The sequence below is a fragment of the Paenisporosarcina sp. FSL H8-0542 genome (assembly GCF_038632915.1).
Lineage (GTDB): Bacteria > Bacillota > Bacilli > Bacillales_A > Planococcaceae > Paenisporosarcina.
On record NZ_CP152050.1, the window covers coordinates 1,518,133 to 1,542,642 of the forward strand.

At 40.2% G+C, this 24,510-nt stretch carries 27 protein-coding genes and 1 riboswitch; of the genes, 26 read left to right on the forward strand and 1 reads right to left on the reverse strand.

The annotated features are described in order from the left end of the window. Positions 1-8: 8 nt before the first annotated feature. The 8 genes from comGC to gcvPB all read left to right on the forward strand — a co-directional run bounded on the left by comGC (position 9) and on the right by gcvPB (position 6,562). Entirely contained in the window at positions 9-335 is a 327-nt protein-coding gene (comGC, locus tag MHH33_RS08075) for a competence type IV pilus major pilin ComGC (RefSeq protein WP_342543488.1), read from the forward strand. After that, entirely contained in the window at positions 322-753 is a 432-nt protein-coding gene (locus MHH33_RS08080) for a prepilin-type N-terminal cleavage/methylation domain-containing protein (protein WP_342543489.1), read from the forward strand. The genes comGC and MHH33_RS08080 overlap by 14 nt, the downstream gene beginning before the upstream one ends. Continuing rightward, entirely contained in the window at positions 746-1,045 is a 300-nt protein-coding gene (locus MHH33_RS08085) for a hypothetical protein (RefSeq protein ID WP_342543490.1), read from the forward strand. Before MHH33_RS08080 ends, MHH33_RS08085 begins: the two co-directional genes overlap by 8 nt. Continuing rightward, the gene (gene comGF, locus MHH33_RS08090) at positions 1,030-1,470 is read left to right on the forward strand and encodes a competence type IV pilus minor pilin ComGF (protein ID WP_342543491.1); all 441 of its coding nucleotides are present in this window, start codon (positions 1,030-1,032) and stop codon (positions 1,468-1,470) included. The genes MHH33_RS08085 and comGF overlap by 16 nt, the downstream gene beginning before the upstream one ends. Before the next feature lie 205 nt (positions 1,471-1,675). Next, entirely contained in the window at positions 1,676-2,194 is a 519-nt protein-coding gene (locus tag MHH33_RS08095) for a shikimate kinase (protein WP_342543493.1), read from the forward strand. Between the two features lie 142 nt (positions 2,195-2,336). Continuing rightward, positions 2,337-2,429, forward strand: a riboswitch (glycine riboswitch). Positions 2,430-2,634: 205 nt separating this feature from the next. Then, a complete protein-coding gene (gcvT, locus tag MHH33_RS08100; protein ID WP_342543494.1) occupies positions 2,635-3,738 on the forward strand; it encodes a glycine cleavage system aminomethyltransferase GcvT in 1,104 nt (367 codons plus the stop codon). Positions 3,739-3,762: 24 nt separating this feature from the next. After that, on the forward strand, positions 3,763-5,109 hold the full coding sequence (gcvPA, locus tag MHH33_RS08105; RefSeq protein ID WP_342543495.1) for an aminomethyl-transferring glycine dehydrogenase subunit GcvPA: 1,347 nt from the start codon (positions 3,763-3,765) through the stop codon (positions 5,107-5,109). Continuing rightward, a complete protein-coding gene (gene gcvPB / locus MHH33_RS08110; protein ID WP_342543496.1) occupies positions 5,102-6,562 on the forward strand; it encodes an aminomethyl-transferring glycine dehydrogenase subunit GcvPB in 1,461 nt (486 codons plus the stop codon). Before gcvPA ends, gcvPB begins: the two co-directional genes overlap by 8 nt. 481 nt (positions 6,563-7,043) lie before the next feature. Here the strand turns inward: gcvPB and MHH33_RS08115 are convergent, their stop codons facing one another. After that, positions 7,044-7,424, reverse strand: a complete 381-nt coding sequence (locus tag MHH33_RS08115) for a rhodanese-like domain-containing protein (RefSeq protein WP_342543497.1) — start codon at positions 7,422-7,424, stop codon at positions 7,044-7,046. 109 nt (positions 7,425-7,533) lie between these two features. Here MHH33_RS08115 and MHH33_RS08120 point away from each other — a divergent pair, with 109 nt between their 5' ends. The 18 genes from MHH33_RS08120 to nusB all read left to right on the forward strand — a co-directional run bounded on the left by MHH33_RS08120 (position 7,534) and on the right by nusB (position 24,501). Continuing rightward, entirely contained in the window at positions 7,534-8,370 is an 837-nt protein-coding gene (locus MHH33_RS08120) for a biotin/lipoate A/B protein ligase family protein (protein ID WP_342543498.1), read from the forward strand. Between the two features lie 176 nt (positions 8,371-8,546). Continuing rightward, positions 8,547-11,111 (forward strand): vitamin B12-dependent ribonucleotide reductase, encoded by a 2,565-nt coding sequence (locus MHH33_RS08125; protein WP_342543499.1) that lies wholly within the window; start codon positions 8,547-8,549, stop codon positions 11,109-11,111. Positions 11,112-11,371: 260 nt separating this feature from the next. Further along, complete coding sequence (locus tag MHH33_RS08130; RefSeq protein ID WP_342543500.1) at positions 11,372-11,794, forward strand: hypothetical protein; 423 nt, start codon at positions 11,372-11,374, stop codon at positions 11,792-11,794. Between the two features lie 60 nt (positions 11,795-11,854). Next, positions 11,855-12,298: a type II 3-dehydroquinate dehydratase gene (gene aroQ / locus MHH33_RS08135; RefSeq protein ID WP_342543501.1), complete on the forward strand. Its 444-nt coding sequence runs from the start codon at positions 11,855-11,857 to the stop codon at positions 12,296-12,298. Beyond that, positions 12,299-13,360 (forward strand): aminopeptidase P family protein, encoded by a 1,062-nt coding sequence (locus MHH33_RS08140; RefSeq protein WP_342543502.1) that lies wholly within the window; start codon positions 12,299-12,301, stop codon positions 13,358-13,360. Between the two features lie 16 nt (positions 13,361-13,376). Beyond that, positions 13,377-13,937, forward strand: coding sequence for an elongation factor P (gene efp / locus MHH33_RS08145; RefSeq protein WP_016426960.1), 561 nt, complete (start codon positions 13,377-13,379; stop codon positions 13,935-13,937). A 205-nt stretch (positions 13,938-14,142) separates the two neighbouring features. Next, entirely contained in the window at positions 14,143-14,343 is a 201-nt protein-coding gene (locus MHH33_RS08150) for a SpoIIIAC/SpoIIIAD family protein (RefSeq protein WP_036659311.1), read from the forward strand. Between the two features lie 409 nt (positions 14,344-14,752). Further along, positions 14,753-15,655: a stage III sporulation protein AE gene (locus MHH33_RS08155; protein ID WP_016426961.1), complete on the forward strand. Its 903-nt coding sequence runs from the start codon at positions 14,753-14,755 to the stop codon at positions 15,653-15,655. Continuing rightward, complete coding sequence (locus MHH33_RS08160) at positions 15,655-15,819, forward strand: hypothetical protein (RefSeq protein WP_016426962.1); 165 nt, start codon at positions 15,655-15,657, stop codon at positions 15,817-15,819. The genes MHH33_RS08155 and MHH33_RS08160 overlap by 1 nt, the downstream gene beginning before the upstream one ends. An 83-nt stretch (positions 15,820-15,902) precedes the next feature. Beyond that, positions 15,903-16,316: a hypothetical protein gene (locus MHH33_RS08165; RefSeq protein ID WP_342543503.1), complete on the forward strand. Its 414-nt coding sequence runs from the start codon at positions 15,903-15,905 to the stop codon at positions 16,314-16,316. Continuing rightward, entirely contained in the window at positions 16,313-16,855 is a 543-nt protein-coding gene (locus tag MHH33_RS08170; protein ID WP_016426964.1) for a SpoIIIAH-like family protein, read from the forward strand. The genes MHH33_RS08165 and MHH33_RS08170 overlap by 4 nt, the downstream gene beginning before the upstream one ends. 261 nt (positions 16,856-17,116) lie before the next feature. Next, entirely contained in the window at positions 17,117-17,629 is a 513-nt protein-coding gene (gene accB / locus MHH33_RS08175) for an acetyl-CoA carboxylase biotin carboxyl carrier protein (protein ID WP_016426965.1), read from the forward strand. A gap of 10 nt (positions 17,630-17,639) precedes the next feature. Beyond that, on the forward strand, positions 17,640-18,992 hold the full coding sequence (gene accC, locus MHH33_RS08180; protein WP_342543505.1) for an acetyl-CoA carboxylase biotin carboxylase subunit: 1,353 nt from the start codon (positions 17,640-17,642) through the stop codon (positions 18,990-18,992). 15 nt (positions 18,993-19,007) lie between these two features. Then, positions 19,008-19,415 (forward strand): Asp23/Gls24 family envelope stress response protein, encoded by a 408-nt coding sequence (locus MHH33_RS08185; protein WP_016426967.1) that lies wholly within the window; start codon positions 19,008-19,010, stop codon positions 19,413-19,415. Between the two features lie 339 nt (positions 19,416-19,754). Then, complete coding sequence (locus MHH33_RS08190; RefSeq protein ID WP_342543506.1) at positions 19,755-20,246, forward strand: MarR family transcriptional regulator; 492 nt, start codon at positions 19,755-19,757, stop codon at positions 20,244-20,246. Beyond that, the gene (locus tag MHH33_RS08195) at positions 20,243-21,967 is read left to right on the forward strand and encodes an ABC transporter ATP-binding protein (protein WP_342543507.1); all 1,725 of its coding nucleotides are present in this window, start codon (positions 20,243-20,245) and stop codon (positions 21,965-21,967) included. Before MHH33_RS08190 ends, MHH33_RS08195 begins: the two co-directional genes overlap by 4 nt. Beyond that, positions 21,964-23,823, forward strand: a complete 1,860-nt coding sequence (locus MHH33_RS08200) for an ABC transporter ATP-binding protein (RefSeq protein WP_342543508.1) — start codon at positions 21,964-21,966, stop codon at positions 23,821-23,823. The genes MHH33_RS08195 and MHH33_RS08200 overlap by 4 nt, the downstream gene beginning before the upstream one ends. A 288-nt stretch (positions 23,824-24,111) precedes the next feature. Then, positions 24,112-24,501 (forward strand): transcription antitermination factor NusB, encoded by a 390-nt coding sequence (gene nusB, locus MHH33_RS08205; protein WP_016426971.1) that lies wholly within the window; start codon positions 24,112-24,114, stop codon positions 24,499-24,501. Positions 24,502-24,510 lie beyond the last annotated feature (9 nt).

The following is a 24,510-nucleotide window of genomic DNA, read 5'->3' on the forward strand; positions in this document are numbered from 1 at the left end:
AAGCAAGTATGAAAAAGATAAAGTGCCAAAAAGGGTTCACTTTAATTGAAATGATGGTCGTATTACTGATAATTTCCGTTCTAATATTAATCGCAATTCCCAATGTGACGAAGCATTCGGCAACGATTGATGAAAAAGGGTGCGAGGCTTATATCAAAATGGTTCAAGGGCAAGTCGAAGCATATCGGATCGATATGAAAGATGTTCCCACACTTTCAGATTTAACAGATAACGATTATTTAAATGACGGTGAAATATCTTGTCCAAATGGTGATCAGATACAAATAGATGCAACTACCGGACTTGTATCTGTGACGGAAGATGTCGCTGGATAATAAAGGCTACTCGTTGCTGGAGTTATTACTCGTTTTGACGATTGTGCTGGTCATCAGTACGAGTGTGTTGTATGCGAACAATCAGTATGTTGAAAGACACACATTTGATTTGTTCTATAACCAATTGAAACTCGATGCCATGCACACTCAAATGACTGCTGTGGAAGAAAAAAGGTACGTTAAACTGATTTTTAACGCAGGAGGTACTCGTTACATTGGAAGAAAATCACTATACGAACCTCTTTTCGAGAGAAATTTACCTGCAGGTTACAGTTTATCTTCCAGTAGTACATTAACCGAGCTTGCCTATTTACCGAATGGTACAATTGAAAAATTTGGAACGATTGCATTTGTGACGCCCGGGGGCATTAAGATTGTCCGGGTCTTTATCGGGAAAGGACGGATGAGTCTTGAATAATCACCAAGGATTTTCATTCGTCGAAACGATTCTCACGGTCAGTATTCTTTTTTTGTTATTTGGGACATTGTTGCCTATGGCAAATCAAATGATGTTTAATCTCGCCGAAAAGAAAGTGGCATTGCATGTGGCAATTGCGAAAAACCAAGCAGCAACTTTAATTAAAAATGGGCAATTGTCAGGTGAAATATTTCTCGACAATGTGTCTTATTCCTGGCAATGGACAGATCCAACAATGTGTGTACGGTATGTTTTTTTGGGAGAGAGCACAGAGTCGTGCGAAACCTTTTAACGGATAGGGGATACACATTAGTCGATGCAGTCATTCAGCTTGCAGTTCTGTTGTTGTTTTCTCAACTCATTTTGTTTTATGCTGTATGGTTTACGCAAGTGGAAAAGCATTTCTTTCAATCAGTATCACTTGAATGGGAAATGTTTTCATTGGAAATGGAAAAAATCCTCTTTTCGGTCACTGTGATAGAAGAACAAGTCAATCAGACAGGAATTCGTCTGAAAAAAGATGGGGTGGAGTATGATATTGAATGTTACCCATCACTCATTCGCAAACAGAAGAATCGTTTGGGACATGAGCCTTTGTTAACGGGGGTTAAAATGTGTAAGTTTCAAGTTGATGGTGATCAAGTAATCGCCAAAGTTGAGTTTTTAAACGGACGAAAAGAGGAACGTGCATATGAAGTGTTTATATCCTTGCAATGAATCTGGATTTTTACTGCCCGTATCCATCGTTCTATTATTTATTGTGTCCGGTATACTTCTTTACTTTGTTACTTCTTACATATCACAGATGAATATCTATGAAATGTTGGAAAGTCATTATATTTCTGCTACTATTATTAAAATGGAAAATTAGCGATAATAGTCGTTTAGTGATGATTTGTAGTGAAGTGAGCGGGGTAGGGATATGAAAAAAATTTATTTAATTGGTTTCATGGGATCAGGAAAAAGCGCTATCGGCCGACGATTAAGCTTTTCGCTAAAAATTCCTTATTACGACATGGATCAGGAGATTGTGAAAAAAATGGGGATGACCATCCCTGAAATTTTTGAAAGATACGGCGAGCCTTTTTTTCGTCAACAAGAACATGAATTTCTGAAAACCTTCAGAGATGAGTGGTGTATCGTATCGACTGGGGGAGGTGTTGCTGTTAACCCAAGCAATAGTAAAGTCATGCGTCAAACCGGTTTAGTATTGTTTTTGGATGCAACGTTTGCTGATATATGGAAACGAATTCATCGTGATGTTAACAGACCCATTGTACAATCATCTACTAAGGAAGAGTTGGAAGCGTTATATACCATGCGAAAGCGTTATTATAAAGCCGCAGCCCATATTACCGTAAGAACCGAAGGACGCTCGTTGAGACAGATAACTGAATATGCAGCATTTCAAGTAAATCGCTTAAAGGCGAACGATTTTTGATAGTAATCATAAATCGTTCGTCTTTAGAGTGTAATAAGAAAATAGATTGCGCTTACTTTGAATCAATGTTAGGATATAGACGAAGCGGTACACGCTTTTGTTCATTGATTTCTTAATATACCAAAACGCATGTTTTGGGCGGATGAATATACGGGGAGAGAACGCGCCAGTCGCGTCGCCGAAGGAGCAAGTAGAAGCTACGAATCTCTCAGGTAAAAAAGACTCGTATAGGACGCATCTCTGGAGAATGCTATTACACTTCATAGCTACCAAAGAGGAAAGCCGATTTCAGGTAAACTTTCAGGTGCCAGGACAGAGAATTCTCATATAAAGGGGATTCTCTGTCCTTTTTTGTGGGTACAAGATTATTCATTTTGAAATCGGGAAACCAGAATTTCACCTTATAAGAAAGATTGCTTAGTGAAGAGGAGGAAAATGAAATGTCAGAAAATTTAAAACGCACGCCGTTATTTGATTCGTATAAAGCGTACGGTGGCAAAACTATTGATTTTGGTGGATGGGAACTACCTGTTCAATTTTCCAGTATAAAAGAAGAACATGAAGCGGTACGCACAAAAGCAGGATTATTCGATGTCTCACATATGGGAGAAATCATTGTTCGCGGTGAAGATAGCCTTGTATATCTTCAAAAATTGCTGACTAATGACGTTTCCAAACTTCAAGATGGCCAAGCGCAGTATAATGCAATGTGCTATGAAGATGGAGGGACTGTCGATGATTTATTAGTATATAAAATTGCACAGAATGACTATTTACTTGTCGTCAATGCTTCTAATATCGAAAAAGATTTTGAGTGGATGAAAAAATTCTTGATCGGTGACACCGTTGCACTTAATGTTTCAGATTCATATGGTCAACTTGCATTGCAAGGACCACTTGCAGAAAAAGTTCTGCAAAGACTGACAAAAGAAGACTTAAGCGAAATCGGCTTCTTTAAATTCAAAACAAATGTAAAACTTGGCGAATATGATGCTTTAGTGTCGCGAACAGGTTATACAGGTGAAGATGGTTTTGAAATATACGGAGAACCTGCTTCCATAGTCGCGCTATGGGACTTGATTTTGGAAGAAGGAAAAGAAGACGGAGTATTAGCTTGTGGTCTAGGTGCTCGGGATACTCTTCGGTTTGAATCATGCTTGGCACTGTATGGCCAGGAGCTTTCAAGTGAAATTTCACCACTGGAAGCGGGAATTGGGTTTGCAGTGAAATTGAAAAAAGAAGATGACTTTATCGGTCAAAAAGCGCTTGTTGCACAAAAAGAAGCGGGTATCCCACGCAAATTGGTAGGATTGGAAATGATTGATAAAGGCATTCCTAGACATGGCTATACCATTTTTAAAGATGATCAAGCTATTGGAGAAGTTACAACAGGTACACAATCCCCTACGCTGAAGAAAAATATTGGCTTGGGCTTGATTGTCAGCGAATTCACGGAGCTTGGAACTGAAGTTGAAGTGGAGATTCGTGGGAAGCGCTTGAAAGCTGTTACCGTGGCAACTCCGTTTTATAAACGCCAAAAATAACTGTCGGAAAGAGGTCATGACCCAATGAAACATCGTTATTTGCCTATGACGGAACAAGATCAAAAAGAAATGTTGGATACAATTGGTGTTACTTCTATAGATGAGCTATTCTCGGATATTCCTGAAAAAGTTCGTTTCCAAGGAGAATATCAAATTAAAGCAGCCAAATCAGAGTCTTCTTTATTAAAAGAGTTGTCTCAAATGGCTGCGAAAAATGCGGACAATAAAGCATATGCATCCTTTTTAGGTGCTGGTGTATATGACCATTACAAGCCGATTATTGTAGACCATGTTATTTCTCGTTCTGAATTCTATACAGCTTACACTCCATATCAGCCAGAAATTTCACAAGGTGAGCTTCAAGCTATTTTTGAATTCCAAACAATGATTTGTGAGTTGACTGGAATGGATTTGGCGAACTCTTCGATGTATGACGGCGGTACAGCACTTGCAGAAGCAGGTATGCTTGCAGCTGGTCATACAAAACGCAAAAAACTTCTCGTTTCCGGTGCAGTCAATCCAGAATCTCAAGACGTGGTTCGCATGTATGCATTGGGTCAATCGATTGAAGTTGTTCAGATTCCAACTAAAGACGGCATAACTGATATTGATGCATTAAGCGAAATGATCGATGACAATACTGCTGCTGTTCTTGTTCAATATCCTAACTTCTTTGGTCAAGTGGAAGACTTACGCAAAGTTGAAGCAGTTACACATGGAGCGAAGGCTTTGATGGTGGTTTCTTCAAACCCATTGGCACTTGGGATTTTGACTTCACCAGGTAAATTTGGTGCAGATATTGTCGTAGGGGATGCACAGCCATTCGGTATCTCTGAGTCCTTCGGCGGACCTCACTGTGGATACTTTGCGGTTACGAATAAATTAATGCGTAAAGTTCCAGGGCGTCTAGTAGGAGAAACAACAGATGAAGTGGGACGACGTGGTTTTGTTTTAACTTTGCAAGCGCGTGAGCAACACATTCGTCGTGACAAGGCGACTTCTAACATTTGTTCGAATCAGGCATTGAATGCACTTGCTGCTTCAGTAGCAATGACTGCGCTTGGTAAAAAAGGTGTGCAGGAAATTGCCACTCAAAATATCCTGAAAACGAACTATGCTAAAAAAGCATTTGAAGCGGCAGGATTTGAAGTAGCGTACCAAGGTCCACACTTCAACGAAATCGTTGTCAACGTTAAAACATCTGTAACAACAATAAATAAAGAGTTGTTTAATAAAGGCATCATTGGTGGATTCGACTTAGGAAAAGTTGATGAAAAATTGGAAGGGCATGCGTTGATCGCAGTCACTGAACAACGGACGAAAGAAGAAATCGATGCACTTGTGCAAGAAATGGGGTCTTTCCGTGCATAAAGATAATCAACCATTAATTTTTGAAATTACAAAAGAAGGCCGAGTAGGCTATAGCTTACCTGATCTTGATATTCCAGAAGTAGATTTATCAACGTTGTTGCCTGAAGGTTTGCTTCGAGAAGAAGCGGCGGAACTTCCTGAGGTATCTGAACTGGATATCATGCGTCACTATACAGCACTTTCTAAGCGTAATCACGGTGTCGATTCAGGATTTTATCCATTAGGCTCTTGTACGATGAAATACAATCCGAAAATCAATGAATCAATTGCGCGTTTCCCTGGATTCGCTAATATTCATCCACTTCAAGATGAAGAGACTGTTCAAGGTGCAATGGAATTAATGTATGATCTTCAAGAACATTTGATTGAAATTACGGGAATGGATGATTTAACGCTTCAACCGGCTGCAGGTGCTCATGGAGAGTGGACTGCTCTAATGATGATTCGTGCTTTCCATGAAGCAAACGGGGACACACATCGTACGAAAGTAATCGTACCTGACTCTGCTCATGGGACAAACCCAGCATCGGCAACGGTAGCTGGATTTGATACAATCACGGTTAAATCTGACGAAAACGGCTTGGTTGATTTAGAAGATTTAAGAAGAGTGGTTGGGGAAGATACAGCTGCGTTAATGTTAACGAACCCGAATACTTTAGGATTATTTGAAGAAAACATTTTAGAAATGGCTTCTATTATCCACGGTGTTGGTGGGAAGTTGTACTATGATGGAGCAAACTTAAATGCGGTTATGTCAAAAGCACGTCCAGGCGATATGGGCTTCGACTGTGTTCATTTAAACTTGCATAAAACATTCACAGGCCCACACGGTGGTGGTGGACCAGGATCCGGTCCAGTTGGCGTGAAGAAAGACTTGATTCCATTCTTGCCAAAACCAGTACTTGTAAAAACAGAAGAAGGCTACCACTTCGATTACAATCGTCCTCAATCAATCGGGCGAGTGAAGCCGTTCTATGGAAACTTCGGAATCAATGTACGTGCCTATACGTATATTCGTTCAATGGGTCCAGACGGATTGAAAGCCGTAACGGAATACGCTGTATTAAACGCAAACTATATGATGCGTCGTCTGCAGCCTCATTTCGACTTGCCATATGATCGTCACTGTAAACATGAATTTGTATTGAGTGGCCGTCGTCAAAAGAAATTGGGAGTCCGTACACTCGATATGGCTAAACGACTGCTTGACTTTGGATATCATCCGCCAACAATTTACTTCCCATTAAATGTAGAAGAGGGCATGATGATCGAACCGACAGAAACAGAATCTAAAGAAACGCTAGATGCGTTCATCGATGCGATGATCCAAATAGCGAAGGAAGTCGAAGAGACACCTGAAATCGTGCAACAAGCTCCTCATACAACAGTTATTAAACGTCTGGATGAGACTAAAGCTGCCCGTACACCAGTATTACGTTATAAAAAAGCATAAGAATGAAGAAAGAGAGCTCATCAATCGAGCTCTCTTTTAGATTCACTTCATTTACTGTTTATAAATATAAGAACATGTCTTTCGATGACGCGTTCGGCAAGAAAACCATGGAATTCCTCAATTTAGAACCATTGATTAAACATAAAAAGACCCCCAGTTAAGAGTATCTTTTGTTTTTATAATATCAATTTTGTAGTAGTATAAATCTCTTATCAAAGGTCGTATGAAATGTGTGAAATACAGGAGTAGCAGGTTTGAACCTATCAACATCCGGATATTTTTCGTTATATTCTTCGATAAAGTTATTTATTGGCATATTATTACTCTCTAAATTTAGCTGTATTCCCGGTGCATGCTGTCCGAATCCTATAAAATCAAGGAAATGAGTGTAATTGGTTTCATTGAGACCTCAGTTATTGTAAAATTTCATACATATGTTTTTGATGAAAAAAGTCCCTCCATTTGGAAGAACTTTAATGACTTATTTTGTTCTGATTTTCCCAGTCCACTGACGGAAACCGCCTTGCAGTTGGTAAATCTGGTTATATCCTTTTTTCTTAAGGAACAATGCCGTACGTGCGCTTCTTGCGCTATTTTGGCAATATAAGTATACGGGCTTGTCCGCACGAATTTCTTTGTAACGCTGACGCATTTGTGATGAAGGAATATTACGTGCTCCAAGGATATGTCCACCTTCAAATTCTTTAGGTTCACGCACATCCACAAGTTGTGCTTTACGGTATCCTTCAATGAATTGTTCTTGTGTTAAACCTGATACAGCCTTTTTTAATCGCAAAGACGAGATTAAAAAGTAAATGATCAAACCAAATAATGCAGCAGAGCTAATGTATACAAATGTCAAAACAACTTTCCCCTTTCTATCTATGTTCTTATTATAAAAGAAAGTGTAGCCACAATACAATCGGTTTGTTAATATGAATAGCATTGTGACATTTTGAGGAGGAAAATATATGTCTAAACCGATTTGGTATTTTATTAATTCTGGCGCTTGCAGTCCGTCCTTCAATATGGCGCTGGATGAAGCTTTAATGGACTGGCATAGTGATGGGATCCTTCCACCTATTGTCCGATTCTATGGATGGGCACCTGCAACATTATCCATAGGTTATTTTCAAAATGTCAAAAAAGAAATCAACATGGAAGCTGTCAAAGAGCATAACTTAGGTTTTGTCAGACGTCCCACCGGAGGACGTGGCGTATTGCATGAACATGAATTAACATATAGCATTATCGTCAGTGAAGACTATCAAGATATGCCTGCGACCGTCACGGAAGCTTACCGTGTGCTGAGTGAAGGGTTATTGATTGGCTTTCAGAAGCTTGGATTGAACGCCTATTTCTCGGTGCCTGATACTGATAAAATGAAGAGTGATTTAAAAAATCCAAAAAGTGCCGTCTGTTTCGATGCACCGTCATGGTATGAATTAGTTGTGGAAGGTAAAAAAGTAGCAGGAAGTGCACAAACAAGACAAAAAGGTGTCATTCTTCAACATGGAGCGATTCTTTTAGACCTGGATGAAGATAAACTAGTTTCTTTATTTAACTATCCATCGGAAGCAGTAAAAGAGCGAGTTCGTAGAGGCCTTCCGCAAAAAGCTGTGGCAATAAATCGTTTGCGGGAAACTCCAGTTACGATCGAAGAATGTGAAGAAGCATTTAAAGATGGTTTTGCTGAAGGTCTTAATGTCAATTTTCAACCATATGTGCTAACAATCGAGCAATTGGATTATGTGAAAAAGCTTGAAACTCGACGTTATGCAAATGACGAATGGACATACCGTAAATAATAGGTAAAAAGAATTAATTTGACCAAAAAATAAGTAGTATTTTCCTATAGACGTTGTGTGTGTATGTTCGAACATACATCCGCTTTATTTGATTTAGATGTCAATATATAGTACCCTAAACACAACGCGTAACACTATATGTAGTGTTTTTTCTGTTAATTAAGGAGGAGTAGTAAATGGTACTAGTTTCCAAGCAACAAATAGGGGAGTTAAACATTGAAATGTTGAATAATGACATCATTTCATTCCCTCAAGTTCATCCCATCACGAATGACATGACATTAACTCACAAAGGTGTATCTAGGTTAGTCATGATTGACCGCTATTCTTTTAAAGATACTGAAAAGAAAACACTAAAAGCAGGCGACTTTGTCGTATTGACGGTTAAGGAAGACCCGAAATTCCCTGCCCGCGGTTTGGGTTATGTTGTTTCCATCGATCATTCGACAAATAAAGTACGTGTTTTAATTGAAGAAGATTATAGAAGTGCAATTGATGATCCAATTGAGCAGGAGTCGGGTATTGTAACTCGTTCCATTAATGTCATCGAAAAACCTTTGGAAGTTTTCTATGAGCAAATTGCTAAACGCAATGCGACCGGACTTGCTTCTGTTGAAACTTCTGAAGAGAAGAAAAAAGAATGGTTTGAAAAGTTTTATCAGCAATTGGTCCAATTGAAATTTATTCCCGCAGGACGTGTGCTTTATGGAGCGGGTGCAGGAACAGACGTTACATACTTCAATTGTTACGTTATGCCCTTTGTGCCGGATTCCCGTGAAGGTATTTCCGATCACCGTAAACAAGTAATGGAAATTATGAGTCGAGGTGGGGGAGTTGGAACAAACGGATCAACTTTGCGTCCACGCAATACACTCGCTAAAGGTGTAAACGGAAAGTCATCTGGTTCTGTTTCATGGTTGGACGATATCGCAAAACTAACACATTTGGTTGAGCAAGGCGGCAGTCGCAGAGGCGCTCAAATGATTATGTTGGCAGATTGGCATCCTGACATTGCGGAATTCATCATTTCCAAAATGCAAAATCCTAGAATTCTACGTTTCCTGATTGAAAATACAAATGATGAAACTATCAAGCAATTAGCGAAAGACAAGCTTAAATTTAAAGCTCTGACACATCAAGAAGAAGCAATGTACCAAGGGATAGTAAATTACAAGACAATTCCTGGCCAGGGTGGATTCAGTGATGCAATTTTCCGTGATGCAGAAACGAAACTCCACGATGGAGGCACATATAGTGTTAACAATTCCGAATTCTTAACAGGAGCCAATATATCTGTGACATTGACCGACGATTTCATGAAAGCTGTGGAAGAAGACGGCGATCACGAGTTACGCTTCCCCGCTGTTGAAAGTTATTCAGCTGAGGAAATGGTAACGTACAATGAGAAATGGCACGAAGTCGGGGATGTACGTGAATGGGAAAAACAAGGACATGCCATCCGAACTTACCGTACGATGAAAGCGAAAGATTTGTGGAATCTCATTAACGTTTGTGCAACGTATTCTGCGGAGCCTGGCATTTTCTTTATCGACAATGCAAACGAAATGACCAATGCAAAAGCGTATGGACAACAAGTGGTTGCTACCAACCCGTGTGGAGAACAACCGTTGGCACCAAATTCTGTATGTAACTTGGCAGCTGTGAATTTAGCTCAGTTTGCGAATAAAGATACAAAAACTGTCGATTTTGATAGCTTGAGAGAAACAGTACGTGTTGGAGTTCGCATGCAGGACAATGTTATTGATGCAACACCTTACTTCCTTGAAGACAATAAAAAACAAGCTTTGGGTGAACGTCGTGTTGGTCTAGGAGTAATGGGGCTTGCAGACTTACTAATTTATTGTGAAAAAGAGTACGGTTCAGAGGAAGGTAACGTTCTTGTCGACCAAATCTTCGAAACGATAGCAGTAACAGCATATGAAACATCTGCAGAACTTGCTGCAGAACGTGGAAGTTTCCCGTTCTTGCAAGGGGAAACAAATGAAGAAACTAACCGTCTGAGAGACGCTTTCATCAATACTGGATTTATGAAAAAAATGCCTGAGCATGTTCGTCAGTCAATCAAAGAAACAGGCATTCGCAACTCTCACTTGTTGACCGTTGCACCAACTGGATCAACTGGAACATTAGTGGGAGTGTCGACAGGTCTGGAACCTTATTTCTCTTTCACGTACTATCGTAGTGGCCGTTTAGGGAAATTCATCGAAGTAAAAGCGGACATTGTTCAGGAATACTTGAACGCAAACCCTGAAGCAGATGAACAAAGCTTGCCAGAATGGTTTGTTGCTTCAATGGAATTGGCACCTGAAGCGCATGCGGATGTTCAGTGCATAATTCAACGTTGGATTGACAGCTCGATTTCGAAAACTGTTAATGCACCACGCGGTTATACAGTTGAACAAGTACAAGGCGTTTATGAAAGACTTTATCGTGGTGGTGCTAAAGGCGGGACAGTTTATGTGGATGGCAGCCGTGATGCACAAGTCCTGACACTTAAAGCGGAAGAAAATGTGATGGATGAACATCATTATGAAGAAACCATCATTGGGAAACGTCCAGTTGTCCTGATCGATACAATCCAAGATCTTCGTTCAACGAATGTCACAATCGGCTCAGAAGTAGGAAACACTTGTCCTGTTTGCCGTCAGGGGACCGTAAAAGAAATGGGTGGCTGTAATACGTGTACAAATTGCGGTGCTCAATTGAAATGTGGACTTTAAGTTTAACAGTTAAAAACGCTGTTTTGAGAATGCCACTAGCAAGTAGATTTATTAGATGAAGAAAACGCACGCTGTATCCTTGGGATACAACGTGCGTTTTTTCGTTTTAGATTAATCTGTTTAACAATGAAAGAGCCGTATCAACGCTTGCAACAGTAATTATCGCTTTAATTGTACTAATTTTTAAAAAAACACTATATCTATGAATAGAGAGAGTGAGGTTAGTCAAAATTGAATAAATAGAAAGGATTGTGATTTGAATGAAAGGTACTCACTTCTTAACGATTTCAGTAGCACATGCTGTGGTTTTCACTATAATATTAAAGTTTTTATATGTTTTTGATTATATTCCATGGAGCCCAATAAAATGGACTAAGAGATGGCAAGTATTTTCCGACGCTCACCCATCAGTCAAATGGTTTCTTACTTTTCTGGTCGTCTTCTTGGTCATCAATCTTGCGATGGCTCTGTTCATGATTGTCAGCAAAATGCCGGCGATTGCCACGTCAATTGTTGTTGGATTTGCCATCTGGATTCTGCTGGAATGGAGTATTTATCAAGATTTTTCCCATATAAGTTGGAAGTCGGTACCGATTATTTCAGTTATTTTAATAATTTGCAGAGCCCTTGCCGAGACGATTCATTACTATGACCAAGAGGTTTATGATGACAAGAGAAAGTAGTTGCTGCAACTATTTGTTATGATAAAATGAAGGGGGCACGATGGAACTGGAGGAAAAAAGATGAAAATTCTTTGTTTAAATGGGCCAAACCTAAATCGTTTAGGAAAACGTGAACCTGCTATTTATGGACATGAAACGTTGGAAGATGTAGAGCAAAAGCTTATAACTCACGGAAAACAATCGGATATTCATGTTCAATGTAAGCAATCGAATCACGAAGGTGAACTAATTGATTGGCTGCACAATGCAGAAGATGATGGAATTAACGGCATTATTTTCAACCCTGGAGCTTATACTCATACAAGTTATGCGATACGTGATGCCATCGCTTCCATTACCGTTCCGGTAATAGAGGTTCATATTTCTAATATCCATAGCAGAGAAAGTTTTCGTCACAAATCTGTCTTGGCTCCTGAATGTGTTGGTCAAATATGTGGTCTCGGAACTTTCGGTTATACTTTAGCACTAGAAACATTTTTACATAGAAGAAAAGGGGAATCTTAAATGGAGAAATTGTCTAAATTACGTGAAGCTTTAGGGGAACACCAGATTGACGCCTTGTTAATTACAAGTGGCTACAATCGCCGGTACATAACTGATTTTACGGGGACTGCTGGTATTGCCATCGTTTCCAAAGATCAAGCTGTTTTTATTACGGATTTCCGTTACACGGAACAAGCGGCAAAACAGATTAAAAACTTTGAAATTGTCCAACATACGAAAACGATGCTGGAAGAAGTAAGTGTTCAATTAGAAAAAATGAATGTGAGAAAAGTAGGTTTTGAGAAAGACGACATGAGCTATGCCATGTATGAGAGTTACAAAAAGGCAGTTAATACTGAACTTGTACCTGTATCAGGTCTTATTGAGAAAATCCGCTTGATTAAGACGCCACAAGAGATTACTATTATTAAGGCTGCCGCGGATATCGCTGAAGCGGCTTTTGAACATATCCTTACATTTATCGCACCTGGAAAAACGGAATTGGAAGTTTCTAATGAACTTGAATTCTTTATGCGCAAACAAGGAGCATCATCATCTTCATTCGATATTATTGTGGCATCTGGGCTTCGTTCTGCACTTCCACATGGTGTCGCGACGGATAAAGTCATCGAAAAAGGTGATTTTGTTACATTGGACTTCGGTGCGTTGTATAATGGATATGTATCAGACGTAACGAGAACTGTTGCTATCGGTGAACCGAGTGAGCAATTAAAAGAAATTTATCAAATTGTACTAGACTCACAACTGTTGTCTTTGGAAAAAATCAAACCAGGTATGACTGGAATTGAGGCGGATGCAATCGCTCGCGATTATATAAAATCCAAAGGTTATGGTGAAGCGTTCGGTCATTCTTTAGGACATGGTATCGGATTAGAAGTACACGAAGGGCCTGGATTATCTTTCCGTTCGGAAACTGTTCTGGAAGAAGGTATGGTAATCACTATTGAGCCGGGCATTTATTTACCTGGTGTCGGTGGGGTTCGTATTGAAGATGATGCGATTGTTACAGCTACAGGGCTTGAAAAATTAACACATTCTACAAAAGAGTTACTTATCTTATAATTTTGGAGGAACACTCATGATTTCTGTAAATGATTTTAAAACTGGTTTAACAATTGAAGTAGATGGTGGTATTTGGCGCGTACTTGATTTCCAACACGTGAAACCAGGTAAAGGTGCAGCGTTTGTTCGTTCTAAACTACGCAACATTCGTACAGGTGCAGTGAATGAAAAAACATTCCGTGCTGGAGAAAAAGTGGAGAAAGCTCAAATTGATAACCGCAAAATGCAGTATCTTTACGCAAATGGTGATACTCATAATTTCATGGATACTGACTCGTATGAACAAATTGAACTTGATTCAAAACAAATCGAGTACGAATTGAAATTTCTTCGTGAAAACATGGAAGTGCATATCATGCAATACCAAGGGGAAACGTTAGGCGTAGAATTGCCGAATACGGTTGTTTTGGAAGTTACTGAAACAGAACCTGGTATTAAAGGTGATACAGCTAGTGGCGGAACGAAACCTGCAATTTTGGAAACTGGATTATCAGTTCAAGTTCCTTTCTTCATCAACCAAGGTGATAAACTGATCATCAACACATCTGAAGCGGCTTACGTTTCAAGAGCACAATAATTAGAAAAGTGTAAAGTGCCACTCTAGCCTGACGCCGGCGTGGAGGGAAGGTTTCCTTTGCGACGAGTAAAATTTATTGCTTACCTAAATAATGAATAAAAAATAAAGTTGCCAATTGCACCTAGTGCTATTGGCAACTTTTTTTCATGTCTCAGCTCCTTTTTGCATACGATGAATAGACAGAGGAGGGGACAAGTCGGAATTTATGGATGTAATTCGAGTGGCAGGAATCGGATTGATTCTTGCATTGTTACACCTTTTCTTTGAACAGACGGGGAAAAAAGAATTTTCATTCTTTTTATTTGTATTTGGGTATCTGTATATGACCGTGGAAATGTTACGTTTCCTACGTTTCTTCTTTCAAGAAATCACTACTTTTTTCGAATGGCTTACCATTTCGGTGTAAGTCATGCAAATGATCCTGGTAACGATAGTAATCATATTTCTGATGTTGTTGCTTAAACAAATCCTACCGCAATTTACACCTCTACTTTTGAGCTTTTTCTTTTTTATTTTACTCTCGAATATTTTATTTCAAACTCTTTTTCCAATCGTAAGAAACGTTCTTGAATCTGCACCTAAGGAAGCGCTCCCAATAGCCAGAGTATTGCTGATTTCTGTATTCGTGACATTTATAGGTGAAGCCTTGATTGAATGGTGCCGAAATTTAAATCTGAATACATTTGTTCCCATCATTTCGATAAGTTGTCATGTGTTGATTCTCACCTATTGGTTGCCTCTCATTCAGCAAATGTTTAACACGCTGACGCGGCTATTGATCGAATAATATAGGTGTAAAAGAGGTGAGAAGGTTCATGCTTGAACCCTTGTATGCCTATTTTTTTGGTGTAACCCGATACTTTATCGTACTGCTGATCGCTATTGTTTTTGCGATGATCATCGATATTTTATTTCCTGCAGCCAAACGATGGACAAGGTTATCCCTGTTTTGTATTGCTGTCCTGTATACATTGACGCCTGCCATTGATGCGATGCATATTATGCAGCAATTTGCGCGACAGATGGTGACGGTTTTTATGAGTGTCTACCCCGTGTTGACAGCGGGCTTGTTGATGAATAGTGGAACGATGGCATTTTCAATTTGGAACCCTGCGCTCTATGTATTTATTCAATTTACAGTGGTGCTGACCGAAAGAATCCTTATTCCATTACTTATGACCACCATATTGCTGGACTTCATTAGTCGCTTTCATCCGGCTACCCCATTTTCAAAACTGACCGATATTATTCGCACTTCTTTACTAAGTATCGTTTCAGCAGTAGTCGTCATTTATAGTTTTTTCATTTCGGTGCAAGGGTTTATTTCTTGGAATATCTCAAGTGCTGTTACGGAGCCCATCAAAAAAATCATTCAGCAAAACATCCCGTTTGTTGGTTCTTTTTTTTCTGAGAGTCTTAGTACATTTACTCGATTTTCTTCTTCAATCACTTCGATTACTGGCGGTGGCATTGCCATCACAATCCTACTGGTTGTGTTGATCCCTACTTTGAAAACCATCAGTATCGCGTTTTGCTATCGAGTAGTGGCTGCCATTATTGAACCATTCGGACCAGAGGATCTGGCCAGTTTTCTTGATGATATCGGAAAGTCGATTTTCGTTTTAAGTATCTTGTCATTTCTTATTGCCTTTGCGTTTTTCTATACAGCCATTTTCATTGTGATATTAGTAAAATTCTCCATGATGATGAGGGGTTAATGATGGCTGAATGGTTAAAGGGATTAATGTTCATTATTCTGCTGAGTGAAGTTCTTCAGGCTATCTTCCAGAAGTCTGATTCAAATGAAAAGATAGAAGAATATACGAAGCTGGGACTTGCCATGTACATGTTATTGTTTATCTCTTCTTTTTTCTATGAATAGTTGAGGAATGCTTGTCATATAGTTTATCAAATGCCTGTCTCACTTAAGAGAGGAGCGTGATTCCATCCATTAAAACGAATCGAATGAAAAGCGGGATCCTGCTCGCGAGTCTCTTGGTATTCATGGTGTTTTTCTTACTGAATGAATCCATTTTCACCAAGCAACCTAACACATCCAGTCAGTCACAAGATGCAGTAACGCTGGAACACTCATTGAAAACGGCATTGGAAAAAATGGCTGGGGTAGGTGAAGTCGAATTATTTTTTTACACAGGCATGAACGAGCCTCAACAAACAGTTACGGAAAAACCTAGCTTTGCCTTGTTTGATCAGACAACCAATGAGCAAAAAACTATTCAATCAGTATTGGTAGTAGCCACTGGAGCAGATCAAGCAAAAACCAGAATTATGTTAAAAGAATACTTAGCAGCAGTATTATTACTGCCAGAACATCGAATTGTCGTCGTCCCGATGGATGAGAAAGGGGTTTCTAAATGAAAGTCAAAAAACGTACAGTATGGATGCTAACTCTATTAAGTTTGGTAGCAGTAATTTCGGTGTATTACGTGAACGAACCTAACAATATGCCCTTTGATGGTTTAGCTATTTTCTCAGATGAAGACCTTGATCAAATGAAGGTCGAAGACACAACTGAAGATGAATCAGTTACACCAGTATATGCTCAAAGTGCGTTATTTGAAGAAATGAGAATGGAATTACTAAACGAACGCAGTGAGTTAAAAACACAATTAACAACACAAATTGCGTCAAACGAAATGTCGGCTGATGAGGTAAATGAAGCTTACTCAACTATTAACGATTTAACAGTACGCGAATCAACGGAAGCAATGCTTGAAATGCTCATTCGTTCACTAGGTTACTCAGATGCCTATGTACAGACAGATACAGGAAAAGTAGATGTAACTGTAATCGCTGATGAACTTGGAAAATCACAAGCAAATGAAATTATTCACATCGTAATGAAACAATGGGAAGATGCAAAAAAAGTAACGGTAGCATTCCAACCAGCTTCATAATGAACGAAAAGGGCCGATATGGTCCTTTTTTTCATTTTTCTTAGAAAACCATGCCGGATTAAAATCGAATCGTTGCTCCTGCGGTTATTCGTCGCAAAGGAAACCTTGTTTATCAACGCCGGTGTCGGACTAAAACGGGCTTCTTCACCTTTCGGATTAGGACCAACTCTTAAAAAATTTAGGTTATCTATTTCAAATTTTCTCAATAACGTCTAAAATAGAAGAGGAACGTAATTCGATATAGGGTAAGGGGAGTTCGGTATGTTAAAAGTACAAGAAATTCGTGAAATTATTAAATTAATTGACCACTCATCCATTGATGAGTTTATTTACGAGTCAGAAGGCACGAAAGTTAAACTGAAAAAGAATGGTGTACATGTATCTACTGAAACAGTTGTACCTCAATCAAAACCAGCGGCACCTGCTGTTGAAGCTCCAGTGGCAGTAGAAGTGAATCCAACACCGGTTGCTCAAACTGTAAAAGAAACAATTGCAAATGTAGAGACGAAAGAATCAGCTGTTAATGATGAATCTCTTCTTAAAATTTCTTCACCAATGGTAGGAACTTTCTATCAGTCATCTTCACCGGATACACCGGCATATGTTCAAGTAGGTGATAAAGTAACAGAAGACGGGATTGTATGTATTGTGGAAGCGATGAAATTATTCAACGAAATCGAAGCAGAAGTGTCTGGCGAGATTGTAGAAATTTTAGTAAAAGATGGACAACTCGTAGAGTACGGCCAACCTCTGTTCTTAGTAAAAGCGAACTGAGGGGGAACGGATGATGAAAAAAGTATTAATTGCTAACCGTGGTGAAATCGCGGTTCGTATTATTCGTGCGTGTAAAGAGTTGGATATCGAAACAGTTGCCGTCTATTCGGAAGCTGATCGTGAAGCGTTGCATGTTCAAATGGCAGATGAAGCTTATTGTATCGGTCCTAAACAATCGAAAGATAGTTACTTGAACTTCAGCAATATTATCAGTGTTGCAAAGTTAACGGGTTGTGATGGCATTCATCCCGGTTATGGCTTTTTGGCAGAGAATGCGAGTTTCGCGGAGCTTTGTGAACAATGTAATATAACGTTCATCGGTCCTACTTCTGACGCTATCTCCAGAATGGGTACGAAGGATGTAGCGCGTGAAACAATGCGAAAAGCGGGCGTACCAGTTGTGCCTGGATCAACAGGTATTGTTGCGGATGAAAAAGAAGGTCTGGAAATCGCTCGTGAAATAGGATTCCCGGTCATTATTAAGGCAACTGCCGGTGGTGGCGGTAAAGGTATTCGTGTCGCACGTACGGAAGAAGAACTTGTTAAAGGCATTCAGATTACACAAAAAGAAGCTGCTGCTGCTTTTGGTAACCCTGGTGTCTATATTGAGAAGTTCATTGAGATTTTCCGTCATGTTGAAATTCAAGTTTTGGCTGATAGTTTTGGCAATGCGATTCATTTAGGCGAACGTGATTGTTCAATTCAACGCCGTATGCAAAAACTAGTAGAAGAAGCACCATCTCCAGCGCTATCCCCGGAAATTCGTAATCAGATGGGTGACGCGGCTGTTAAAGCTGCACTAGCCGTTAATTATCGCAGTGCAGGGACAGTTGAATTTATTTTCGATCACATCAATCAAAAGTTTTACTTTATGGAAATGAATACGCGTATTCAAGTTGAACATCCTGTTACTGAAATGGTAACCGGCATTGATTTGATTCAACAACAACTTAAAGTCGCTTCTGGTGAAAAATTAGCTTATACACAAGATGACGTGAAAATTAAAGGTTGGGCAATTGAGTGTCGTATTAACGCTGAAAACCCTTCGAAAAACTTCATGCCTTCAGCGGGTAAAGTTGATATGTATTTAGCGCCGGGCGGATATGGTGTACGCGTGGATTCAGCAATGTATTCAGGCTACAGCATTCCTCCTTACTATGATTCAATGGTCGCAAAACTGATTACTTATGCAGATACCCGTGAAGAAGCGGTTGCAAAAATGAAGCGTGCACTGAGTGAGTTTGTTGTAGAGGGTGTTCATACAACAATTCCTTTCCATGCAAAATTGATGGACCATAAAGAATTCAAATCTGGTGATTTCGATACGAAGTTTTTAGAGAAATACGACGTCATGAATTCCTAGGAAAGGATGATTGGAATGGCTGAAAAAACAACAACGGCTTATTTGCAAATGATTCCGTCTGGTAAAGAAGAGTTAGGAAAGATTGAAGTAGCACCAGAGGTTTTAGAAGTAATCGCTGGGATTGCCACCACAGATGTTGAGGGAGTGGCCGGTACCCGTGGAAGTTTCGCAACAGGAGTTGCAGAACGTCTCGGCAAAAAAGTCCACGGTAAAGGAATCAAGACAGAATTGACTGATCAAGGTCTATTTGTTGAAATTTATTGCACCGTGAAATACGGCGCGTCGATTCCTAAAGTAGCCAAAGAAGTTCAAAGTCAAGTGCGTCAGGCAATTTTAAATATGACGTTACTTGAAACTCAAGAAGTAAATGTCCATATTACTGGCATTCAATTCGAACAACAAAAAGAAACAACAAACGAATAACTCACAACATCGTTCGGTCTATCCGGACGGTGTTTTTTTGTATTGATAATAAAGTTTGTGGTAACCGCACAATTTAGTACGTAAATAATGCGCGACATCATCCACATCCTCTTAATAGAATTGTCGATAAACAAATAGAGGGACACCAGTTATCCGCAACGTTTACGGAAGCAAAAGAAGATGATAAGTAAATGATACAAAAGCAAAGACCTTTCATGTGTGCATTCACTTGGGTAAGGTCTTTTTTCGTATGGATAGATTGACAATCTCTTATAATGAGAGTAAATTTGAAAGACCAAAAACGAACTGTTCGATTCGGAACAGTTCGTTTAGGAAGGAATGGTGAGGAGTCAATTGGACAATGAAAATCAAAATTTAACAAGGTCCATTCAATTATTACGTTCATTTTCGAGCATTCAAAAGAACATGATGAGGTTCGTCCAGAAGTCAGCGGTGGAAAATGGATTATCCATTCCCCAGTACACAATATTGATGACCATCGTCATCCATAAGGAAATGACTCAAAAAAACGTGGGCGAGAAAACCTTTCTCCCCAAAAGTACTCTGAGTCAAGCTGTAGATGGGTTGGTTCGGGAAGGTTTGCTGAACCGTCAACAAGTCGAAGGGAACCGACGGGAGGTTTTGTTGTCACTCAGCGAAAACGGATTGGCACGGATCAAAGAGATTCATATGCAAGAAAATGGCATTCACCAAACATTTCAATCGGTTGCGGAATCCCTGACTGATAAGCAATTCGAGGAACTGCTTGGTACCCATCAACAAATTACAAAGCATCTGGAAGAACTGGGACAAGAGGAGTGTTCAAATTGATAAAATTACTGAAATATTTATCCGTTTATAAGTGGCTTGTAATCGCGGTTATCGGACTCGTATTCATTCAATCGATGGCTGACCTCTTTTTACCAACACTGATGGCGGACATCATTGATAAAGGTGTTGTTACGGGAGACACCCCTTATATTTGGAAAATTGGAGGATTCATGCTGTTGGTTTCATCACTTGGAGCCACTGCATCAGTCATTGCAAGCTATTATTCTTCCAAAGCGGCTATGGGACTCGGACGTGACATTCGCAGAAAAGTCTTCAATCATGTCGGGAAGTTTTCATTGCAGGAATTTGACGAGGTGGGAACCGCTTCACTGATCACGAGAACAACAAATGACATCACGCAAGTCCAGCAAGTCGTCATCATGATGCTCAGAATGGTTGTCAGTGCACCGATCATGTTAATAGGCGGGGTCATCATGGCCGTATCGAAAGATGCCAAATTATCATTGGTGATTGTTGCCACCATGCCTGTATTGATTGGTTCCGTCCTGCTGATTCTGAAAAAAGGGGTACCTCTTTTTCAAACGGTGCAAGAACGTCTGGATCGCTTGAATCTGGTCTTACGCGAGAACCTCACGGGGATTCGCGTCATTCGCGCGTTCAATCGGGAAACCGAAGAGAAAGTGCGCATGAAGCAAGCAAATAAAGAGTTGACGGATGTTTCGATTAAAGTAAATAAAGTCATGGCGTTTTTGATGCCTGTAATGATGCTTGTCATGAACTTAACAGTCGTCGGCATCATTTGGTTCGGTGGGATTCGGATCGATAATGGAGCAATGCAAATCGGTGACTTGATGGCGTTTATCCAATACGTCATGCAAATCATGTTTGCTCTTGTCATGGCATCCATGATGTTCGTCATGATTCCACGTGCTGCTGTGTCTGCGAAACGAATTAACGAAGTACTGGAAATGAAACCGTCTTTCTTGGATGAAGGAACGGAAAAGGCAGATCGTGAAAGAGGGACGCTTGAATTTGAGCATGTGACATTCAGCTATCCAGGAGCGGAAGAACCTGCCTTATCCGACATCAGCTTTACGGCCAAACCTGGTGAAATTACCGCCATCATTGGCGGGACAGGATCTGGAAAATCAACTCTCGTCAATTTGATTCCACGGTTTTATGACATATCAAGTGGAAGCATTCGCGTAAACGGTGTTGATATCCGCAAGGCGTCACAAGATGAAATCCGTTCGAAAATCGGTTTCGTTCCACAAAAAGCTATACTTTTCACGGGAACGATTGCCGATAACATTCGCTTTGGAAAACAGGATGCCTCGCAGGATGAAATGGAGCACGCGGCTACTATTGCACAAGCAGATGATTTCATTGGCAAGATGAAAGAAGGCTATGCTGCAGAAATCGAACAAGGTGGCTCGAACTTGTCCGGCGGGCAAAAGCAACGGCTGTCGATAGCTAGAGCGCTCATTCGAAAACCGGATCTTTATATATTCGATGACAGCTTTTCCGCACTTGATTTCAAGACAGATGCCAAACTCCGGGCAGCCTTGAAAGATGAAACGAAAAATGCGACGGTGTTACTGGTTGCACAACGTGTCAGCACAGTGGTCGACGCGAATCGGATCATCGTGTTGGACGAAGGACGAATAGTCGGTTTGGGGACTCACCAAGAGTTGCTTGCAACAAATGATGTATACCGTGAAATCGCCCTATCACAGCTTTCAGAGGAGGAAATCGCATGACCAATCAAAAAAAACCTCAAAGTGGTGGGCCGGGGCACGGTCCTGGTGGCGGTAACATGATGATGATGGGCGGGCAAAAAGCAAAAGATTTCAAAGGGACACTGAGACGTCTTTTGACTTATTTGAAGCCGCGTCGAAACAAATTGGTTGCCGTTTTCTTTGCAGCAATCTTGAGTACCATATTTATGATCGTTGGACCAAAAATAATGGGGACGGCAATCACGGAACTATTTGAGGGTGCATACGGGAAATTCCAAGGGATACCTGGTGCAGCCATCAATTTCGATAAAATTGGGCAGATTCTTCTGGTCCTTGTTGGGCTCTATGTTTTAAGTAGCCTTTTCAACTATGTGCAACAGTATATTATGTCGAGTGTTGCACAGGAAACGGTTTACGATCTAAGGGAAGACGTCAATCATAAGCTTGAAAAACTGCCGCTCAAATATTTTGATGGGCGATCAAACGGCGAAACGCTCAGCCGTATGACAAATGATATCGATACAATAGGGAGCACGTTGCAACAAAGTCTAACTCAATTCATTACCTCGATCGTGACAATATTAGGGATTATCATCATGATGCTTTCGATCAGTCCATTATTGACGCTGATATCAATTGTCAGTTTACCGCTGTCTATATTTGTGATAAAACCGATCCTGAAAAAATCCCAAAAACACTTTGCCGATCAGCAGCGTACACTTGGCCAGCTGAATGGGCACATCGAAGAAATGTATACTGGTCACCAAGTGGTTAAAGCGTTCGGGTATGAGAAAAAGTCCGTTGCTCAGTTTGATAAGGTCAATGAAGAATTGTATGAAGCGGGAAGCAAAGCTCAATTCATTTCTGGTATCATCATGCCGATGATGTTCTTCATTGGGAATTTAAGTTATGTCCTAATCAGTGTTGTGGGAGGAATTTTGGTAACGCAGCGTGCCATCTCAATAGGTGACATACAAGCTTTCATCACTTATTCAAAACAGTTCACACAACCAATCACACAAACAGCCAACATCGCGAACATCATTCAGTCCACGGTTGCAGCTGCAGAGCGGGTATTTGAACTGCTCGAAGAAGCAGAAGAGATGAAAGAAGTGACGACCGACAGTCTGAAGCGTGCCAATGGCGCTGTGACATTCGAAAGTGTGGATTTTGGGTATGAAGATGATTTGTTGATCCAAGACATGAACATCGATGTGTTGCCTGGTCAGACCGTTGCAATCGTTGGGCCTACCGGGGCAGGAAAAACGACGATGATCAATCTATTGATGAGATTTTATGAACTCAATGGCGGAAAGATCAAAATCGATGGTCTTGATACACGGAACATGTCCCGAAACGATCTCCGCAAGAGTTTTGGAATGGTTCTTCAGGATACGTGGCTCTTCAATGGAACGATCAAGGACAATATCGCGTATGGAAAAAGTGGTTCAACAGATGAAGAAATCTTCGAGGCTGCCCGTACGGCCCATGCTGACCATTTCATCCGTACACTACCGGATGGTTATGATACCGTGTTGAACGAAGAAGCTTCGAATATATCACAAGGGCAAAAACAACTTCTGACAATCGCAAGAGCGGTCCTGGCGGATCCACCTATCATGATACTGGATGAAGCTACTTCCAGTGTGGACACACGTACGGAAATCTTCATCCAAAAGGCGATGAACCGTTTGATGGAAGACCGTACCAGCTTTGTTATTGCCCATCGTCTGTCAACGATTAAGGATGCGGATTTGATTTTGGTGATGGACCAAGGGAAAGTGATTGAACAAGGGGATCATGTTGAATTATTGGAGAGAAATGGTTTCTATGCAGATCTTTACAATAGCCAATTCTCAGAAAAATTAGCGATTTAAATAGGAAGAGGCTCATTTCTTGATTGAAATGAGCCTCATTTTTATTATGGGAAATGATTGAAACGCGCATAGTAATGGCCGAACTTCTTGGGCTTTCGAGCAAAGATAACGTTAATAAACAATAATAAAAAGGATAGGTTATTACGTTGGATGAGATTAAGTGATTTTCACTTCATTCAGAAATTTGATGGAGTACTTTTTCTGAACATTCGAACTTCCCTTTGAGGATGTCTTGTGTACGCAAAATATGCTATGATGTGTTCGAATGCATATAAAAGGAGACTACCCATGAAACGTAGAGAAGCCCGTGAAAAAGCGTTGCAAACTTTGTTTCAGTTAGAAAACACCGAGTTAACAATAGAAGATGCAATGAGCCACGTTTTAGATGGCGACAATGATCCTTTCTATGAAAAGCTTGTACGTGGAACGACTGAACAACTAACGCAAATAGATGAATCACTTAAAACAAAGTTAGAAAATTGGTCTTTGGATCGTTTACCTAAGATCGAACGCACGGTATTGCGCTTGGCAGTTTATGAATTGTTATTTATGCAGGATGCACCTTCAAAAGTAGTCATGAATGAAGCGATTGAATTATGTAAAACGTTTGGTGATGAGAAATCAAGCAAGTTTGTGAACGGAGTTCTATCTAAATATACGGTCGAGACTTCTAACTGACAGCAGGGG

Bases quoted from the DNA above. Each gene is read 5' to 3' on its own strand.
- MHH33_RS08190 (WP_342543506.1), top strand. From the start codon at position 19,755: ATGGTGAGGAGTCAATTGGACAATGAAAATCAAAATTTAACAAGGTCC.
- MHH33_RS08150 (WP_036659311.1), top strand. From the start codon at position 14,143: ATGGATGTAATTCGAGTGGCAGGAATCGGATTGATTCTTGCATTGTTA.
- accC (WP_342543505.1), top strand. From the start codon at position 17,640: ATGATGAAAAAAGTATTAATTGCTAACCGTGGTGAAATCGCGGTTCGT.
- comGC (WP_342543488.1), top strand. From the start codon at position 9: ATGAAAAAGATAAAGTGCCAAAAAGGGTTCACTTTAATTGAAATGATG.
- MHH33_RS08080 (WP_342543489.1), top strand. From the start codon at position 322: ATGTCGCTGGATAATAAAGGCTACTCGTTGCTGGAGTTATTACTCGTT.
- MHH33_RS08125 (WP_342543499.1), top strand. From the start codon at position 8,547: ATGGTACTAGTTTCCAAGCAACAAATAGGGGAGTTAAACATTGAAATG.
- accB (WP_016426965.1), top strand. From the start codon at position 17,117: ATGTTAAAAGTACAAGAAATTCGTGAAATTATTAAATTAATTGACCAC.
- efp (WP_016426960.1), top strand. From the start codon at position 13,377: ATGATTTCTGTAAATGATTTTAAAACTGGTTTAACAATTGAAGTAGAT.
- gcvPA (WP_342543495.1), top strand. From the start codon at position 3,763: ATGAAACATCGTTATTTGCCTATGACGGAACAAGATCAAAAAGAAATG.
- MHH33_RS08185 (WP_016426967.1), top strand. From the start codon at position 19,008: ATGGCTGAAAAAACAACAACGGCTTATTTGCAAATGATTCCGTCTGGT.
- MHH33_RS08140 (WP_342543502.1), top strand. From the start codon at position 12,299: ATGGAGAAATTGTCTAAATTACGTGAAGCTTTAGGGGAACACCAGATT.
- MHH33_RS08155 (WP_016426961.1), top strand. From the start codon at position 14,753: ATGCTTGAACCCTTGTATGCCTATTTTTTTGGTGTAACCCGATACTTT.
- aroQ (WP_342543501.1), top strand. From the start codon at position 11,855: ATGAAAATTCTTTGTTTAAATGGGCCAAACCTAAATCGTTTAGGAAAA.
- MHH33_RS08120 (WP_342543498.1), top strand. From the start codon at position 7,534: ATGTCTAAACCGATTTGGTATTTTATTAATTCTGGCGCTTGCAGTCCG.
- nusB (WP_016426971.1), top strand. From the start codon at position 24,112: ATGAAACGTAGAGAAGCCCGTGAAAAAGCGTTGCAAACTTTGTTTCAG.
- MHH33_RS08165 (WP_342543503.1), top strand. From the start codon at position 15,903: ATGAAAAGCGGGATCCTGCTCGCGAGTCTCTTGGTATTCATGGTGTTT.
- MHH33_RS08130 (WP_342543500.1), top strand. From the start codon at position 11,372: ATGAAAGGTACTCACTTCTTAACGATTTCAGTAGCACATGCTGTGGTT.
- gcvT (WP_342543494.1), top strand. From the start codon at position 2,635: ATGTCAGAAAATTTAAAACGCACGCCGTTATTTGATTCGTATAAAGCG.
- MHH33_RS08095 (WP_342543493.1), top strand. From the start codon at position 1,676: ATGAAAAAAATTTATTTAATTGGTTTCATGGGATCAGGAAAAAGCGCT.
- MHH33_RS08160 (WP_016426962.1), top strand. From the start codon at position 15,655: ATGATGGCTGAATGGTTAAAGGGATTAATGTTCATTATTCTGCTGAGT.
- MHH33_RS08170 (WP_016426964.1), top strand. From the start codon at position 16,313: ATGAAAGTCAAAAAACGTACAGTATGGATGCTAACTCTATTAAGTTTG.
- MHH33_RS08200 (WP_342543508.1), top strand. From the start codon at position 21,964: ATGACCAATCAAAAAAAACCTCAAAGTGGTGGGCCGGGGCACGGTCCT.